Consider the following 14,433-nt stretch of genomic DNA (forward strand, 5'->3'; position numbering starts at 1 on the left):
ACCATGTTCGACTCCGGACGTGAGACCGTCCGCCGAGTCCTGTGCTTCGGCGCGCATCCGGACGACCTCGACTTCGGGGCGTCCGGATCCGTCGCGGCCTGGACGAACTCCGGCGTCGAGGTCCATTACTGCATCATGACCGACGGCGATGCCGGAGGCTTCGACCCGGCCCACCGCGAGGAGATCGTGGCCATGCGTCATGCCGAACAGCAAGAGGCTGCCCGCAGCGTCGGCGTCCACGACGTGCACTTTTTAGGTGAAGCCGACGGATTTCTCGAGCCCTCTTTCGCAGTGCAACGCAAGATCGTCGAGATCACGCGCACCGTCCGCCCGGACGTCGTGCTGGCCCAACACCCCGAACGGGATTTCACGCGCCTACAGCGCTCCCATCCCGATCACCTGGCCTGTGGTGAAGCGGTCACCCGTGCCATGTACCCGGCGGTGGAGAACCCCTATGCCTTCCCGGAATTACAGGCAGCAGGGCTGGAAGCGTTCAAGCTACGCTGGCTGTGGCTCTATGGGGGCCCCGAAGCCCGCGAAAATCATGCCGTGGATATCACCGAGACCTTCGAAACGAAACTTCAGGCGCTGAGGGCCCACCTGAGCCAGCATCCGGACGTGTCGAAGATGGAGCGGTTCGTCCGGGCCAACGGAGAGTTGTTAGCCGAACGCCACGGGCTCGGCGAAGGCCGGATCGCTGAGGGATTCCACGTGGTGGAGGTCAACGCTGCAGATACCATCGCCGGATTCTGACCCTGCTGCCCCGCATCGGGCCACCAGCTCGTCAGATCAGTGCGGCAGGTCGATCTCGAGGACCTTGGCATCACTGGGTTCGCTGGAACCATCGACGGGTTCGGTGGTGACCAGAACGGATTCGATGTCGTCCAGGGACTTGAAACCGACGGTTGCCTTGGTTTTTTCGGAGTCCAAGACCTCCAAGGAACTCACCGATTCGCCACCGATGGACTCCACCCAGACCTGGTAGGTCTGCTGGGCGGGCGCTCCGGGCAGATCACTGAGCTCCAGTGAACCCGCATCCAGGGACGTCGAAAGGCGAAGGACCGCCTGACCGCCTCCGTCGACGTCAACCGTTTTTTCGGTGACATCCGGGGCATCGGCGACCTCGCCGGCAACATTACGGGGCATCAAGGCGATCACCAGGGCGGTGATGCCGATGATGACCACGAGGGCGGCTCCGACGACGAGCATCCACTTCTTGACCGGCGCCGTCCGAGGACGCACCGTCTCCTGCGAGGCGTCGTCGACCAGTCCCAGGCCAAGATCATCCGTGGCGTCTTCGGGCTTCCCATAACGGAAATCCTCGGGCTCTTCGTGCTGCATGATCCTCATCCCTGGATGGTCTGACGTTTTCTCCCCTCCCAGCTTAGGGCAGGTATTTGCCGGGCTCCGGGATGGCAACGCTGGCAGGGCGCGTCAGGAGCCTGCGAAGCCCTGTTGGCGCCACGCCTCATACAGGACGATTGACGCCGAATTGGCGAGGTTCAGTGAGCGTCGGGACGCCAACATGGGCAGCCGGACCCGGGCCGTGACATGGGGGTCGGTCTTGACCTCGGCGGGCAGCCCCACGGATTCGCGACCAAACATCAGGACGTCTGAGGGACGGAATTCAAGGTCGGTGTAGGTCACCTCGCCTTCCGCCGTGAAGGCGAAAACCCGATCGGGTGCCAAGGCCTCCCACGCCGAGTCGAGATCGGGGTGGATATGGACGTCGGCGAGGTCGTGGTAATCGAGGCCCGCCCGGCGAAGCTTTGCATCCGAAAGATCGAAACCGAGGGGTTCGACCAGGTGGAGCTCGGCGCCGGTGACGGCGGCCAGGCGGATGGCGTTGCCGGTATTGCCGGGGATTTCTGGGGTGACGAAGAGTATGCGAAACACCGTTAGATCCTATGCCCGGTCGAGGGTGGAGAAGTACAGGTCAGTACATTCCGCCGATGAGTCGGGCCAGTAACGGAACATCGACGACATTCGGACTGGGGCCAGTGCCCAGGAACATCTTGAGTTCTCTGACCAGGTTCGCGGCATTGACGATATGCGTCAGCGAGGCGGAGGCAGGGTCGGTGCCGCGGGCGTAGTCGATGACCGGTTCGTGGAGGTTGTCGTCGGGGGAATGGACCACCGTCCAGCCGGTGACGTTCAGCTCCGGGAAGGCCTCCTGCATTCCACGGACCAGGTGTTCCATCCGTGGTGGGTCGATCGCCTTCCCAGCATGGCGCAATGCCGTGCCGTCCCATCGGTAGACACCGCGTGGCAGCACCATGGAATTGATGAGCGCTAATCGGTAGCCGGAGAGCACCACGTGGTCGATGAACCCTCGGTCCGCCGGAGAATGCAGGCCGTTGACCAGCCGGGCCGCCGGAAGGTGAGGCAGGATCTTGCTCGAGATCAATCTGACGGTCGCTGCTTCGCGGGCCAGCCGTGATTGCGGGGTGAACAAACCGCGTTTACGTGGTGCCCCCTGGATTTGCCGAGAGGCCACGGTCTCGGTGAGGACCGGGTTGGAGGTTGCTGAGAACGGCGGAACGTAACGTAAGGGATCGGTGGGGGTCGGCCGGCGACCACCAGCAGGTTCCGCTCTGGTCGCGGTTCGCCCGGCGGCCCGGTCATCGGCGGTGGAGGGCTGGTACGCCGAGGTCGTGCCGTAGCTGCGATCGTAGGCGGCACGCGCGACGGGGTCACGTAGGGTCTGGTAGGCCAGTGAGACGACCCGGAAGGATGCCGCGTCTCCTCCCTGATCGGGGTGCGTCGTGCGGGCCGCCCGACGATAGGCGGTCTTCACCTCGGCCAATGAAGCATCGCGGTTGATGCCCAGGACCTCATAGTGGGTTCTTGCCGGGGACACGCCTGACCTTTCCGTGGGCGCCGACTGGCTGCCTGATGGGTGTATCTGTTGTGCCGAACGAACGGCAGCTGGAGCTGGTTCCGGACGAACCAGCCGGGTCACTCGTTGCCGTGAGCGGGAACCCTCCGGTATTCGGTGAACAACGCTCCGGCTTCCTCCAGCAGAAGGGCCAGTTCGACCGGCTGGTTTCCGGAGGTGGGACCGGTGGCGATGCGTTGGCCTTCGCCGCCGGCCAACACCGGAGAGACGGTCAGGCAGAGACTGTCGACCGCGTCGGCCCGTTGGAAGGAAGCAAAGAGGGTGGGGCCACCCTCGGCATGCACCATCTGGTGACCACGCTCGCGTAATTCCGACAGGATCCGCCGGGGTTCGGCGTCGTCCTGGCCCGCGTTGATGACCTCGGCCACCGCGGCGAGAGCCTGCCGCCGGGCCGGATCCGCGGAGCTGGTCGTGAACACCAAAACCGGCACCGGGGCCGTGGTGAAGAAATCGGATTGTGGGTCCAAATTCAAGGACCCCGAGACGACGGCGATAACCGGATGGGTCGTCATGCCGCGCTCGCGACGCCAGGACTGGGCGTCTGCGTCAATGAGTTCACCGGCGTAGCCCTCGGCGCGGATGGTTCCTGCACCGACCAAGACGACGTCGGCGTGGCGACGTTGTAGGGCGAAGATGCGCTGATCGGCGGCTGTGCCCAGCCCGCCCGAGGTGCCTGCGGTGGTGGCCGCCCCGTCGGCGGAAGCTACGAAGTTGAAACGCACCACGGCATCGGCTGCCGGCGCATAGAGCCCCAGAAGCTGCTCATCGGTCAGATCGGAGGCGCCGTCACCGGGGTGCGGAGGAATCAGTTGCTGGACCATGGGACCAATCTATCGTCCCGGCAGGTGTGCTGGCTCGTTGACGTCTGCCATGTTGTGTCGCAAATAGGCCGGTTCGCGCCAACCGGCAGTGGCTTCGAAGAGTCGGGCCGCCGAGACGGCCTCGGGAATGTTGTGCATGCGCAGGACCCGGGCGCCGTTCATCAGGCAGATCACTGCCGCGCTCAGGGATCCGGCCAGTCGTTCGGATTTGGGCTGGTCCAAGGTCTCACCAATGAAGTCCTTATTCGATACCGCTGCCAGCAGTGGATAGCCCAATGCCGCCACCTCATCCAGCCTGCGGGTCACTTCCAAAGTGTGTCGGGTGTTCTTATTCAGATCGTGTCCGGGATCGATGATGATCTTTTCCCCGGGGACGCCCAAACTCCGGGCCAACTCGACCTTGCGCTGCAAAAAACCGGTGATATCGCCGACCACGTCCTCATAATGCGGGCGCGGGTAGACAGTGCGCGGTTTGGCCAGTGAATGCGTGATGACCAGATGCACCCCGGCGTTGGCGACCACCCGGGCCAGATCCGGGTTGGAGATCCCGGTGGTGTCGTTGATAACGTCGGCGCCGGCGGCAATGGCCGCCTCGGCGACCCGCGGTTGGAAAGTGTCGGCGGAGATGATCGCATCGGTTCGCTCGCGGATGGACCTGATGACCGGGACCACCCGTTCGGCCTCTTCCTGCCAGTGAAGTTCCGGCCCCGGAGCAAACGGCACCCCGCCGATATCCAGCCACTGCGCTCCAGTGTGAACGGCAGCCAGCGACGCATCGACAGCGGCGTCGAGGGCAAAGGTCGCCCCGCCCTCGTAGAAACTATCGGGGGTCCGGTTAATGATCGCCATCACCGCGACCTGCTGCGAAAAGTCGATTCGACGATGCGCGAAGTCGTGGACTGGATGAACGAGATGGGGTAGATACATGCTCACGGGGGTCAGGCTCCTCGGGACGGGTCCCCTCAGTTCTACCAGCCCCCGGACTTGTAGGGTGGAGGCATGGCCATGACGTTCGCCGGGGCAGAGCCCGGACAGTGGATCGCCCACGCACTCCAAAAGGTCCTCTCGACCCGACCGCCGGCGACAACGGTAGCCGCGCAGATCCCCGCAGGATTCGACGCCTATGCCCGGATCTTCCACCCGGCTGCCGATGAGGACGGAAACCCTGTGCGCTGGTCCGATATCGCCCTCCAACGCGGAACCGTTCTGCATGCGGGCGCCCAGTTCTCCGCGGTCTCCGGCATCGACGACACCGGGATGGCCTGGACCGAAGACGCTTGGGACGGTGAAGCGCCCACCGGTGACGGCCTGCCGGTCGCCGACCTGACCGCGGTGGCCGAGCTCATTTCCCGTCATGCGGGCCCCGAGGCTTATCTGGGGTTGTGGGACGGCTATGCCTTCATCCGTGGTGGGGACGCTGTCGAGGTGCTCGGCACCGACGAGCCGCCGACGGACCCCGACATAGCCCAGCGCGAGGCACTGCTCCGTGAACAGCTCAAACGCCCGGCCTTCTCCGCCGACGTGCTTGAGGGCGGGAAACTCGAGATCGGGCCCGAGGGCTACCGCTCCTATTACCTCTTCTTCGGCAGCCTCGAGGATGTGGCCTCCCCGCTGTGGAAAGCGGGGCAGGGCTTTGCCGAACGGCAGGCACCAAACCTGGCGTGGGGGACCGACCGCTCCTGGATGTTCTCCACCGAGCTCTACGAGGACTCGACCATCGTCGGTGGCCCAGCGGATCTCATCCACGAGCTCTGCCACGACCAGCGTCTCGAAGCCCGCGCCATCACCCTCGACACCGATTTGGGGATCAATGGTGACCGGATCAACCCTGCTCCGGAGCATGACGGGTACTGACATCCGCCGCTCCGGCGGTAGAATCGAGCGGTGTCCGCCACCCAGCCCGTGTATTTCGATCACGCGGCGACCACGCCCATGACGGCGTCCGCGCTCGCCGTGCTGACCCACGAATTGAGCCGTACAGGGAACCCATCCTCCCTGCACGGTGCAGGTCGTCGTGCCCATACCGTTGTCGAGGAAGCCCGCGAGAGCCTTGCCGCGGCCGCCGGGGCACATTCCTCGGAGGTCATCTTTACCTCCGGTGGTACGGAATCGGACAACCTGGCGGTCAAGGGGCTCTACTGGGCCCGTACCGCGGCAGAACCGGCACGCCGGAGAATCCTGTGTAGCACCGTGGAACACCATGCCGTGCTGGACACCGTGGAATGGCTGGCCGCCCATGAAGGGGCAGAAATACGTTGGATCGGCGTCGATGAGACAGGGCGGATCCGGCTCGATGAATTCGAGGCCGAAATTGCCCGCGACCCCGGCACGGTGGCGCTGGCGACCCTGATGTGGGCGAACAACGAAGTCGGTACCGTCCAGCCGGTCGCCGAAGCGGCCTCCATCGCGGCGGCCTACGGCATTCCGCTGCACTCCGACGCCGTCCAGGCGTTTACTTCCCTCGAGGTGAATTTCCGGGCCTCCGGCCTGGCCACGATGGCCATCAGCGCCCATAAGATCGGCGGCCCCGTCGGCATCGGGGCATTGCTGGTCCGTCGCGATGTCGTCCTCACCGCAGTACAACACGGCGGCGGCCACGAAAGAGCCTTGCGCTCGGGGACCTTGAACACTGCCGCAGCGGCCTCCTTTGCCGCGGCAGCCAGCGAGGCAGTCGGCCATCTCGCGGCCGAATCCCAACGGCTGGCGGGACTGCGGGACTCCCTGATTGCCGGCGTCCGCCAGGCGGTACCCGATGCCGAACTCTCCGGGCCAGCCGTTGAAGGCGCCACCGGGGACCGGTTGCCGGGCAACGCCCATTTCACCTTTCCCGGCTGCGAAGGGGACTCGTTGCTCTTCGTGCTGGACATGCTCGGCGTGCAATCCTCCACCGGCTCTGCCTGCACGGCAGGGGTACCACGGCCCAGCCACGTGTTGCTGGCCATGGGGCGCACGGAGGAGGCGGCCCGTGGGGCCCAACGGTTCACGATCGGGCACACCACCACGGTCGCCGACGTCCAAGCCCTGGTCGCGGCCCTGCCCGAAGCGCATCAGCGGGCGAAACAGGCAGGAATGGCTGCCAAGAAAAGCAGGATCCAAACAGCAGGAACAGGATTAAAAGTATGAAGGTATTGGCAGCAATGAGCGGCGGGGTCGACTCCGCAGTGGCGGCGGCGCGTGCCGTGGACGCCGGCCACGACGTCGTGGGCGTGCACCTGGCGCTGTCCCGTATGCCGGGAACCCTGCGCACCGGCAGCCGGGGCTGCTGCACCGTGGAGGATTCCAATGACGCCTGGCGGGCTTGTGACAAGCTGGACATCCCCTACTATGTCTGGGACTTCTCTGAGCGCTTCAAGGAAGACGTCGTCGACGATTTCATCGCCGAATACGCGGCAGGACGCACCCCCAACCCGTGCATGCGCTGCAACGAACGCATCAAGTTCGCAGCCCTGCTCGAGAAGGCGCTCGCCCTGGGCTTCGACGCCGTGTGCACCGGCCATTACGCCAAGGTCATCACCGATGCCGAGGGAAACCCGGAACTACACCGCGCAGCCGATTGGGCCAAGGACCAGTCCTACGTGCTCGGGGTGTTGACCCATGAGCAGCTCGGCCACTCACTGTTTCCGTTGGCTGACACACCCTCCAAGGCCGAGGTGCGCGCCGAAGCCGAGCAGCGTGGCCTATCGGTCGCGAAAAAGCCGGACAGCCACGACATTTGCTTCATCCCCGATGGTGACACCCGTGGCTGGCTCGAGGAACGCATCGAACTCAAGGAGGGGGAGATCCTGGATCATGAAGGCAACTCCGTGGGCAGCCATCCTGGAGCCAACGCCTTCACCGTCGGCCAGCGCAAGGGGCTGAAGATCGGCCGTCCCGCTTCCGACGGGAAACCGCGCTTCGTGTTGGAGATCCGCCCCAAGGACAACCAGGTCGTGGTCGGCCCCAAGGAGCTGCTCTCGGTCGATCGACTGCGGGGAATCAAAGTCAGTTGGGCGGGCCTGCCGCTGAAGGAAGCGATGGCCGGGGAACGCTTCGACTGCATGGTCCAGGTGCGTGCCCACGCCGACCCCGTCGAAGCCATTGGTTGGCTTGAGGAAGCAACGGGGGAGGACGGCGAATCGGTTCGCGAACTCGTCGTCGATGTCAGCGACCCGCTCCAGGGAGTCTCACCGGGACAGACCATGGTGATCTACCAGGGCACACGCGTGCTCGGTCAGGCGACCATCGACACGGCACGCAGCCTGTCCTGGGACCCTGCCAGCATTTCCTCGTAGAAGATCCTGGCGGGGTGCGGCAGGGAATTAGCTGGCGGCCTCGTCGACGACCCCGGTCAGCCGGCCAGCGACCTGCTCGTACTCACAGCGCACGCGTCCGGCAGGGACCGCGGGCAGTTCGCTGGGGGAATGGGTGTCACAGAACACGAAATCAAAGTCGGGCCACCACTTCTTCGGGCGGGCCGCCTCGGCACGCCCGCAGACCGTGCAGACCAGATGAACCCAGACGGGGCGCTTGCCCTGCCGGTTCTGCCGTGACTGGATGAGCCATTGCGGCGGGTCGTCCTGCAGCGCGGCGAGCTGGGATTCTTCGAGCCGGCTGGGGATCCCATGTCGGGTGGCCATCTCGAGGGGGATGTCCAGGGCAATCGCGGCGTCTCGTCTAGTCATCATGGCCCTTCCACTCTAGGCCATCGGCGCCCGGACTCCCGCGCTGGCATTAGGGTGGAACCGGCCTTCCCATCGACCTCCGAGGTGCTCGCCCATGCGATCGATCAGACTGAAACCCATCGTCTACTATGTCGTGATCGCCTATGCGTTGGCGTGGCTCGTGGCACTGCCGCTCTGGTTCGGGGGCCAGGGGCTGGGGGACCCGCTTTTCACGCTCTACGCCTTGGTCATGATGCTCACCCCGACCGTGGCGGCCCTCGTGGTCACCCGCTTCGCCGAACCGACGGACCAGCGCCCCGGTGGCCCCGGAATCGCCCGGAGCCTGGGTCTGTGGCCGCTCAAACCCGTGGGGCCATTGCTCGCCTTTGTGGCCGCCGGATGGCTGCTGCCGATGCTCTTGGTCATGGGAGGGCTGCTGCTGGGGGCCGTTCTGGGCCTCTACCCGGCAGATTTCGCCCAGTTGCCGGTGCTGCGGGGGCTGATGGCCCAGCAGGCCCCGCAAGCGGCCGAGCAGATCATGTCCATGCCAGCCGCGCTGCTCATTGCCTCGCAGCTGTTCAACGTCCTGCTCGGTTCGATCATCAATCTGGTTCCGGCACTGGGCGAAGAGATCGGTTGGCGTGGCTGGCTGGTTTCCCGGCTGGAACCGTGCGGAAAAACGGCGACCGTGCTCATCTCCGGCATCATCTGGGGGCTCTGGCATGCCCCGTTGATCCTGCTGGGCTACAACTATCCGGGTGTTCCTGGCTGGTTGAGCTTGCTGGCCATGTGCGGGATGACGATCAGCTTCGGTGCCGTATTCGCCTGGTTGCGCCTGGCATCCCGAAGCGTCTGGCCGGCAGCCCTGGCCCATGGTTCCCTCAACGCTGCTGCCGGGCTGTTTTTGGTTTTCGCATCCACCTCGGATCTTGACATGCTCGTCATTGCACCGCTGGGCTGGACCGGATGGATCCTCCCGCTGATCCTGGCCGGCCTGCTGCTGTGGAAACTGCCGGTGAAGCGGCAGCGCACCGCGTAATACCACCGGGTATCGGGCCCGCTCCCAACTAGGATGGGAACCATGAGCAATGAGCCGCACGCCCAGCCCGCCACGGGTGAGGACTACGACCCCACCGCCTCCTCCCTGGCCGGGAGCGTGGACCCCGAAGTCATGGAGGAATTATTGTCCGTGCGCGGAAGCATCGACAATATCGACGCCACCTTGATCTATTTGCTGGCCGAGCGTTTCAAGGCCACGCAAAAGGTCGGTCATCTCAAGGCGGAGCACCAGCTGCCTCCTGCGGATCCGAACCGCGAGGTCGCCCAGATCGCCCGGTTACGCAGGTTGGCGTCCGAAGCACATCTGGACCCTGCCTTTGCCGAAAAGTTCCTGAATTTCGTGATCGACGAGGTTATCCGCCATCACCAGGCCATTTCGGCCTCGCGGGCCCCCGAGGGAGGCGAAGAGAGCTGAGCAGTGTCCGCGCTACCGGTCAGGGGCCGTTGCCCGGGACCGACCCGCTCGAATCCACCCGCATCATCCGTGGTGAGCTCGGCGCACCCCATCTTCCGCATCTGATCCAGTTGCCCGATCGGGGGGTCGGATCAGATGCCCTGGGCCGCACCGCCAGCCTTTTGACCGAGCTGTACGTCGACGTCCAACCCCATGGTTGGCGTCTAACCGACCGGCCCGGCCGGGACTACCGTCGCGCCGTATCGGCCCTGAGCACCGATCTGGGCGTATTGGGCGATGTCATTGGAACCGCAGGAAACGCTCCGGGCGCCCTGAAGGTCCAGCTGCGGGGTCCCCTCTCCCTCTCCGTGGGAATCTCTTTGCACCACGGGGAAAAAATCCTTTCCGACGTCGGCGCCCGACGAGACCTGGCCGATTCCTTGGCCGACGGGGCAGCAAAACATGTCCATGACGTCCAGCGGGTCACCGGTGCCACCCCGCTGACCGTGGTCGTGGAAGAGCCGGAAGCCGCCGCGGTCCTCGGCGGTGCGGTCCCCACCGCCAGCGGGTATAGGAACCTGCGGGCCGTGGACCGGCAGGAAGCAGCCAAACACTGGAAGGGCCTCGTCCAAGGACTGCGCGAGGCCGGGGCGGAAACCGTGGTCCTGGCCCCGGGGACCGGATTCCCCGCGGGAGGCCCCTCCTGGCCCGAACTGATCACCGACTCCCTCGCCGCGGGTTTTGACACCGTCTGCCTCGACGGGCAACGCGCCGAGCTGGCCGCCTGGGAACGCTGCGCGGAACTCGTGGACCAGGGCGGCCAGCTCTGGCTCGAAACCCTGAACCCTGAGCAGGAACTGCTGGGAGTGAAGGCAGCAGTGCAGGCGGTCCACCGACGCTTCCGCATGCTGGGACTGCCGGATGCCCTGCTCGGCGCGGTGACCCTCATGCCGGCGCCCGGCTTGGAAACGACCACTCCCGAGACCACCCGGCGGGTGCTGCGCCGGATCACGCAGACGGCCGAGGCCCTGGACCAGGTCCGGCTGGGCGGTTGAGCCCCACAGGTGAAGGAAAGCGTGGACACCGGATGCTAGCGAGCCTCAGCCTTCCGAGCACTCTTCGGGCCCCCGGAGGCGTCTGGACCCTACGCCGCGCGCAGATGGAAGATGTACCGGCTCTCATGGAACTCCTGGCCGATGACGGGCTCAGCGCCTCCCGGGGTGATGGGGGCCGCGGCCACGACCCGACGCCCTACAGGGTGGCGTTGCAGGCCATCATGGAGGACCCCGGCAACGACGTCATCCTCGCCGAGGATCCGGAGGGCAGTGCCGTGGCAACCATGCAGCTCACCCGGACCCCGGGCCTGGCCCGCCGCGGCAGCACCCGGCTGCTCGTGGAGGCGGTGCGGGTGGACAGCGGGCATCGGTCCGCGGGTATCGGTTCCGCGATGATGCACTGGGTCATCGAGACGGCCGCTCCCGCCCTGGGTGCCTCCCTGGTCCAATTGACCTCAGACGCCTCCCGGGCCGAAGCCCACCGGTTCTATGAACGGTTGGGATTCGTCGGTTCGCATATCGGTTTCAAATACCGACTGTCCTAGGCCTGATCGTGGCTGCCGAACCTCAGGGCCAGCAGTTCCAGCGTCTGGAGGGCACAGAGCTGTTGGTGGCTGCGCAGGTTCGGGCTGGTGGGCAGTGGCTCACGGGTGCCCGCGGCCGCGTAGTAGATGAACAGAGCGGATAACCACGTGTCGAGGTCAGCGGCGTCGGCTGTGGACGTCAGCTCCCAGGAGGCGATCTCCTGAAGGTCCATACCGCCGTCGTGCATCTGGGGCCAGAGGACCACCCAATCGGCCCAGCCCGGGCCGCTGGCCAGGAAGTTCCAATCACAAATCCACGCGGTGCCCGCGGGGAAACCGCAGGACGGCGCACTGGAGATGAGCACGTTATCGGCGCGCAGGTCGTTGTTCAGCGGGACGGGACCGTGCAGTGCGGTCTCGATGCGGGAGGCGGCCTGCAGGATGGACCTGGCCAGTTCGTCACCGGAGGGCCCAGTGAACCAGGAGGGCAGATAGTCGGGGCGCCTGCCGATATCCAGGACCAGATGACCCCCGTCTAGTTCGGAGATTCCGGCGGCCCATTGCTCTTCGAGGAGTTCAAGGGCGGGCAACGCTCCGGCAGCGTTCTCCAGCAGCCGGTTGGTGAGCAGACAACTGTCATGGATGGCCCGGGCATCGGAGAGGGTCCACGGTGCGCCGGGCATCCACCCGTCCAGAGCCGTGGTGGCGAAAACCCGCCACCCGGCCAGGACATCATCTTCGACGAGCTGCGGGATCGGGGCCCCCGGGGGGAGTGCCGCCAGCACCTCGACCTCGCGGGCATAGGCCGGGGCGATGTGCGGATCATCCACCGGGATGGCCTTCGCGAAGAGCGGACGCGGGCCACGCAGTACGGCGGCAAACCCGTGGGTGAAACCACCGCCAGCGATTTCAACGGCATCGATGCGTCCACCGACCCAGTCGCTCAGCAAGTCCCTGACGGGAGCGGGAAGGTCCAGCCAGCCGGGACGGCGGGCCGTAGAGGTGTAATCCAGCCCCGCTGCCGGGGCGGAAACCTTGTCATTGCGCATCCATTCCACCATTCTGGGATCGGGTCCACGGGCCCGCCGCCACACCGTATACCGCTTCGGGAGGCACCACCATGGCCGACGTCGTTCTATTCCACCACGCACTGGGGCTGACCCCCGGCATCGAGGGGTTCGCCGAACTCCTGCGGGCCGGGGGACATACAGTACACACCCCGGACCTCTTTGACGGACACAGCTTTGACACCATCGACGAGGGAGTGGCCCACGCTTCGAAGATCGGCTTCGGGGAACTGGTGGGCCGCGGTACCCGGGCGGCGGAGGAGCTCGGACCCGAACTGGTCTACGCGGGATTCTCCTGGGGTGTCCTCCCGGCCCAGAAACTAGCGCAGACGCGTCCCGGGGCGGCCGGGGCTCTCTTCTTCTCCTCCTGCGTACCCGTCACCGAGTTCTCGCCCAGCTGGCCCGCAGCGGTCCCGGTACAAATCCATGCCGCAGAAGAGGACCCGTATTTCATCGACGGCGGCGATCTCGAAGCAGCCCGCGACCTGCTCGCCCACGCTCCGGTAGCCGAGATGTTTCTCTACCCGGGAGGTGGCCACCTGTTCACCGACTCCTCCACCGCCGAGTACGACGCCGGGGCGACGGATACGCTGCTGGCCCGGGTCTTGCAGTTCCTTGGCTCCCACTGACCCCGGAGGCTGTTGTGGCCCCACCGGCCCACCCGATACCGGCCGGGTGGTTCAAAGTCGCCCGGTGGCCTTGAGCCGGATGTAGGTGTCGGCCAGCAGGGGAGGGAGTTCCCACGGGGTGGCGTCAACGATTTCGGCGCCCACGGCACGCAGCTGGGTTTTCAACGCCTCCCGCTGCTGCAGGGTCCTGGCCGCGGCGGCCGCCCGGTAGACGGCACCAGCATCCGAGACATCGGCGGAACGTTCGTCCAGCACCGGGTCGCGCACGGCGGCGATCACCACCACATGTTGGGAGGTGAGCGCCGGCAAAACGGGCAGCAGTCCCTCCTCCACGGCCCCGGAGTCCAACGCGGTCAGCAACACCAGCAGCGAGCGGTGCGTGGAGATGGCCCGAACTTGTGCCGGCAGACCAGAAAAATCGGCTTCGATGAGTTCTGGCTCCAAGGGGGCCATCGCCTCGACCAACTGGTTGAGCATGACGGCCTTGGAGGCCGATTCGACCCTGGCCCGTGGCCTGCGGTCATAGGCCAGGAAGTCGACCCGGTCCCCACCGCGTTCGGCCAGCACTGCCAACAGGAGGGAAGCCTCGATTCCGGTGTCCAGACGTGGCTCGTCGGCCACCCGGGCCGCCGAGGTGCGGGAGGTATCCAGAACGATGACCACCCGACGGTCCCGTTCGGGACGCCACGTCCGCACCACGACGTTCTGCCGGCGCGCAGTGGCCCGCCAGTCGATGGAGCGCACGTCGTCGCCGCGGACGTAGTCGCGAAGCGAATCGAATTCGGTGCCGGCACCCCTGACCTGGATGGCCGCTCGCCCATCCAATTCGCGCAGGCGCTGGAGTTTGGAGGGCAAATGGCGTTTGGCGTGGAAGGGAGGCAACACCCGCAGGGTGCCTTCGCTGGAATGGGTGAGCTGACGGGCCGCCAGACCCATCGGCCCCGAGGACCTGACGGTGGTGTGGTGCACCGACAGATCGCCGCGGCGTACCGGTTGCAGGCCGATCGCGAAGGCCCGGCGCTCGCCGGCCGGCAAATCAACAACACGCCGGGTGTTCCTGGCCCCGGCGGAGGGCTGCCAGCCGTCGCGGACGGAACCCCGCAAGCGGCGTGCTCCGGCATTGCGCAGAAAGAGCTGGGCGGTGGCCGGCTCACCCAGGCGCACACTGCGCGGGATGGCCCGCTCAATGATCACCGACCGGGGTGAGGCGGCCAGCGAGATATCGAGTCCGGCCAGTGCCACCAGCACGCACAGGGTCACCACGATCGTCAGGACTCCGGGCCAGAGGACGATGGGCACCAACCCCGCCAGGGCCAGCCACACGAAACGGCGGTATAGGGCCATG

The 14,433-nt window shown here is 65.9% G+C and carries 17 protein-coding genes; 9 read left to right on the forward strand and 8 right to left on the reverse strand.

Features of this window, described 5'->3' with window-relative positions:
- Positions 1-3: 3 nt before the first annotated feature.
- Complete coding sequence (locus CIK75_RS12630) at positions 4-753, forward strand: PIG-L deacetylase family protein (protein ID WP_086999699.1); 750 nt, start codon at positions 4-6, stop codon at positions 751-753.
- Positions 754-789: 36 nt separating this feature from the next.
- Here the strand turns inward: CIK75_RS12630 and CIK75_RS12635 are convergent, their stop codons facing one another.
- The 5 genes from CIK75_RS12635 to folP form a co-directional block, all read right to left on the reverse strand.
- Positions 790-1,341 (reverse strand): anti-sigma factor, encoded by a 552-nt coding sequence (locus tag CIK75_RS12635; protein ID WP_158225968.1) that lies wholly within the window; start codon positions 1,339-1,341, stop codon positions 790-792.
- A gap of 93 nt (positions 1,342-1,434) precedes the next feature.
- Positions 1,435-1,896: a tRNA (cytidine(34)-2'-O)-methyltransferase gene (locus tag CIK75_RS12640; RefSeq protein ID WP_086999703.1), complete on the reverse strand. Its 462-nt coding sequence runs from the start codon at positions 1,894-1,896 to the stop codon at positions 1,435-1,437.
- A gap of 40 nt (positions 1,897-1,936) precedes the next feature.
- Positions 1,937-2,860: a J domain-containing protein gene (locus tag CIK75_RS12645; RefSeq protein WP_086999705.1), complete on the reverse strand. Its 924-nt coding sequence runs from the start codon at positions 2,858-2,860 to the stop codon at positions 1,937-1,939.
- Between the two features lie 98 nt (positions 2,861-2,958).
- Positions 2,959-3,720 carry a pyrimidine reductase family protein gene (locus CIK75_RS12650; RefSeq protein ID WP_086999707.1) on the reverse strand — a complete coding sequence of 254 codons (762 nt, stop codon included), beginning with the start codon at positions 3,718-3,720 and terminating at the stop codon, positions 2,959-2,961.
- Positions 3,721-3,729: 9 nt separating this feature from the next.
- Entirely contained in the window at positions 3,730-4,569 is an 840-nt protein-coding gene (gene folP / locus CIK75_RS12655; protein ID WP_343251902.1) for a dihydropteroate synthase, read from the reverse strand.
- A 150-nt stretch (positions 4,570-4,719) separates the two neighbouring features.
- On the opposite strand from folP, the gene CIK75_RS12660 reads away from it, so the two are divergent.
- Genes CIK75_RS12660 through mnmA form a run of 3 tightly spaced genes read left to right on the forward strand, consistent with a single transcriptional unit; the run spans position 4,720 to position 7,991 of the window.
- Positions 4,720-5,574: a hypothetical protein gene (locus tag CIK75_RS12660; RefSeq protein WP_096224401.1), complete on the forward strand. Its 855-nt coding sequence runs from the start codon at positions 4,720-4,722 to the stop codon at positions 5,572-5,574.
- 30 nt (positions 5,575-5,604) lie between these two features.
- Entirely contained in the window at positions 5,605-6,843 is a 1,239-nt protein-coding gene (locus CIK75_RS12665; RefSeq protein ID WP_256382358.1) for a cysteine desulfurase family protein, read from the forward strand.
- Positions 6,840-7,991 carry a tRNA 2-thiouridine(34) synthase MnmA gene (gene mnmA / locus CIK75_RS12670; protein ID WP_086999713.1) on the forward strand — a complete coding sequence of 384 codons (1,152 nt, stop codon included), beginning with the start codon at positions 6,840-6,842 and terminating at the stop codon, positions 7,989-7,991. The genes CIK75_RS12665 and mnmA overlap by 4 nt, the downstream gene beginning before the upstream one ends.
- Before the next feature lie 27 nt (positions 7,992-8,018).
- Here the strand turns inward: mnmA and CIK75_RS12675 are convergent, their stop codons facing one another.
- Positions 8,019-8,384: a hypothetical protein gene (locus CIK75_RS12675; protein WP_096224402.1), complete on the reverse strand. Its 366-nt coding sequence runs from the start codon at positions 8,382-8,384 to the stop codon at positions 8,019-8,021.
- Positions 8,385-8,475: 91 nt separating this feature from the next.
- Between CIK75_RS12675 and CIK75_RS12680 the strand changes: the two genes are divergently transcribed.
- From CIK75_RS12680 to CIK75_RS12695, 4 genes are all read left to right on the forward strand, one after another.
- Complete coding sequence (locus CIK75_RS12680) at positions 8,476-9,399, forward strand: CPBP family intramembrane glutamic endopeptidase (RefSeq protein WP_096224403.1); 924 nt, start codon at positions 8,476-8,478, stop codon at positions 9,397-9,399.
- Positions 9,400-9,441: 42 nt separating this feature from the next.
- Positions 9,442-9,834, forward strand: a complete 393-nt coding sequence (locus CIK75_RS12685) for a chorismate mutase (protein WP_086999719.1) — start codon at positions 9,442-9,444, stop codon at positions 9,832-9,834.
- 29 nt (positions 9,835-9,863) lie between these two features.
- Complete coding sequence (locus CIK75_RS12690; RefSeq protein WP_241895432.1) at positions 9,864-10,868, forward strand: hypothetical protein; 1,005 nt, start codon at positions 9,864-9,866, stop codon at positions 10,866-10,868.
- A gap of 104 nt (positions 10,869-10,972) precedes the next feature.
- Positions 10,973-11,413 carry a GNAT family N-acetyltransferase gene (locus tag CIK75_RS12695; RefSeq protein ID WP_342744388.1) on the forward strand — a complete coding sequence of 147 codons (441 nt, stop codon included), beginning with the start codon at positions 10,973-10,975 and terminating at the stop codon, positions 11,411-11,413.
- On the opposite strand, the gene CIK75_RS12700 is transcribed toward CIK75_RS12695, so the two are convergent.
- Positions 11,410-12,441, reverse strand: coding sequence for a hypothetical protein (locus CIK75_RS12700; RefSeq protein WP_143413347.1), 1,032 nt, complete (start codon positions 12,439-12,441; stop codon positions 11,410-11,412). The genes CIK75_RS12695 and CIK75_RS12700 overlap by 4 nt on opposite strands.
- A 71-nt stretch (positions 12,442-12,512) precedes the next feature.
- Here CIK75_RS12700 and CIK75_RS12705 point away from each other — a divergent pair, with 71 nt between their 5' ends.
- A complete protein-coding gene (locus CIK75_RS12705) occupies positions 12,513-13,088 on the forward strand; it encodes a dienelactone hydrolase family protein (protein ID WP_086999727.1) in 576 nt (191 codons plus the stop codon).
- A gap of 51 nt (positions 13,089-13,139) precedes the next feature.
- Here the strand turns inward: CIK75_RS12705 and CIK75_RS12710 are convergent, their stop codons facing one another.
- Entirely contained in the window at positions 13,140-14,432 is a 1,293-nt protein-coding gene (locus CIK75_RS12710) for a DUF58 domain-containing protein (protein WP_096224407.1), read from the reverse strand.
- Position 14,433 lies beyond the last annotated feature (1 nt).

It is taken from the genome of Glutamicibacter sp. BW78 (assembly GCF_002332245.1).
Taxonomy (GTDB): Bacteria; Actinomycetota; Actinomycetes; order Actinomycetales; family Micrococcaceae; genus Arthrobacter_H; species Arthrobacter_H rhombi_A.

Bases quoted from the DNA above. Each gene is read 5' to 3' on its own strand.
- CIK75_RS12630 (WP_086999699.1), top strand. From the start codon at position 4: ATGTTCGACTCCGGACGTGAGACCGTCCGCCGAGTCCTGTGCTTCGGC.
- CIK75_RS12635 (WP_158225968.1), bottom strand. From the start codon at position 1,341: ATGCAGCACGAAGAGCCCGAGGATTTCCGTTATGGGAAGCCCGAAGAC.
- CIK75_RS12650 (WP_086999707.1), bottom strand. From the start codon at position 3,720: ATGGTCCAGCAACTGATTCCTCCGCACCCCGGTGACGGCGCCTCCGAT.
- folP (WP_343251902.1), bottom strand. From the start codon at position 4,569: ATGGCGATCATTAACCGGACCCCCGATAGTTTCTACGAGGGCGGGGCG.
- CIK75_RS12660 (WP_096224401.1), top strand. From the start codon at position 4,720: ATGGCCATGACGTTCGCCGGGGCAGAGCCCGGACAGTGGATCGCCCAC.
- mnmA (WP_086999713.1), top strand. From the start codon at position 6,840: ATGAAGGTATTGGCAGCAATGAGCGGCGGGGTCGACTCCGCAGTGGCG.
- CIK75_RS12675 (WP_096224402.1), bottom strand. From the start codon at position 8,384: ATGATGACTAGACGAGACGCCGCGATTGCCCTGGACATCCCCCTCGAG.
- CIK75_RS12680 (WP_096224403.1), top strand. From the start codon at position 8,476: ATGCGATCGATCAGACTGAAACCCATCGTCTACTATGTCGTGATCGCC.
- CIK75_RS12685 (WP_086999719.1), top strand. From the start codon at position 9,442: ATGAGCAATGAGCCGCACGCCCAGCCCGCCACGGGTGAGGACTACGAC.
- CIK75_RS12695 (WP_342744388.1), top strand. From the start codon at position 10,973: ATGGAAGATGTACCGGCTCTCATGGAACTCCTGGCCGATGACGGGCTC.
- CIK75_RS12700 (WP_143413347.1), bottom strand. From the start codon at position 12,441: ATGCGCAATGACAAGGTTTCCGCCCCGGCAGCGGGGCTGGATTACACC.
- CIK75_RS12705 (WP_086999727.1), top strand. From the start codon at position 12,513: ATGGCCGACGTCGTTCTATTCCACCACGCACTGGGGCTGACCCCCGGC.
- CIK75_RS12710 (WP_096224407.1), bottom strand. From the start codon at position 14,432: ATGGCCCTATACCGCCGTTTCGTGTGGCTGGCCCTGGCGGGGTTGGTG.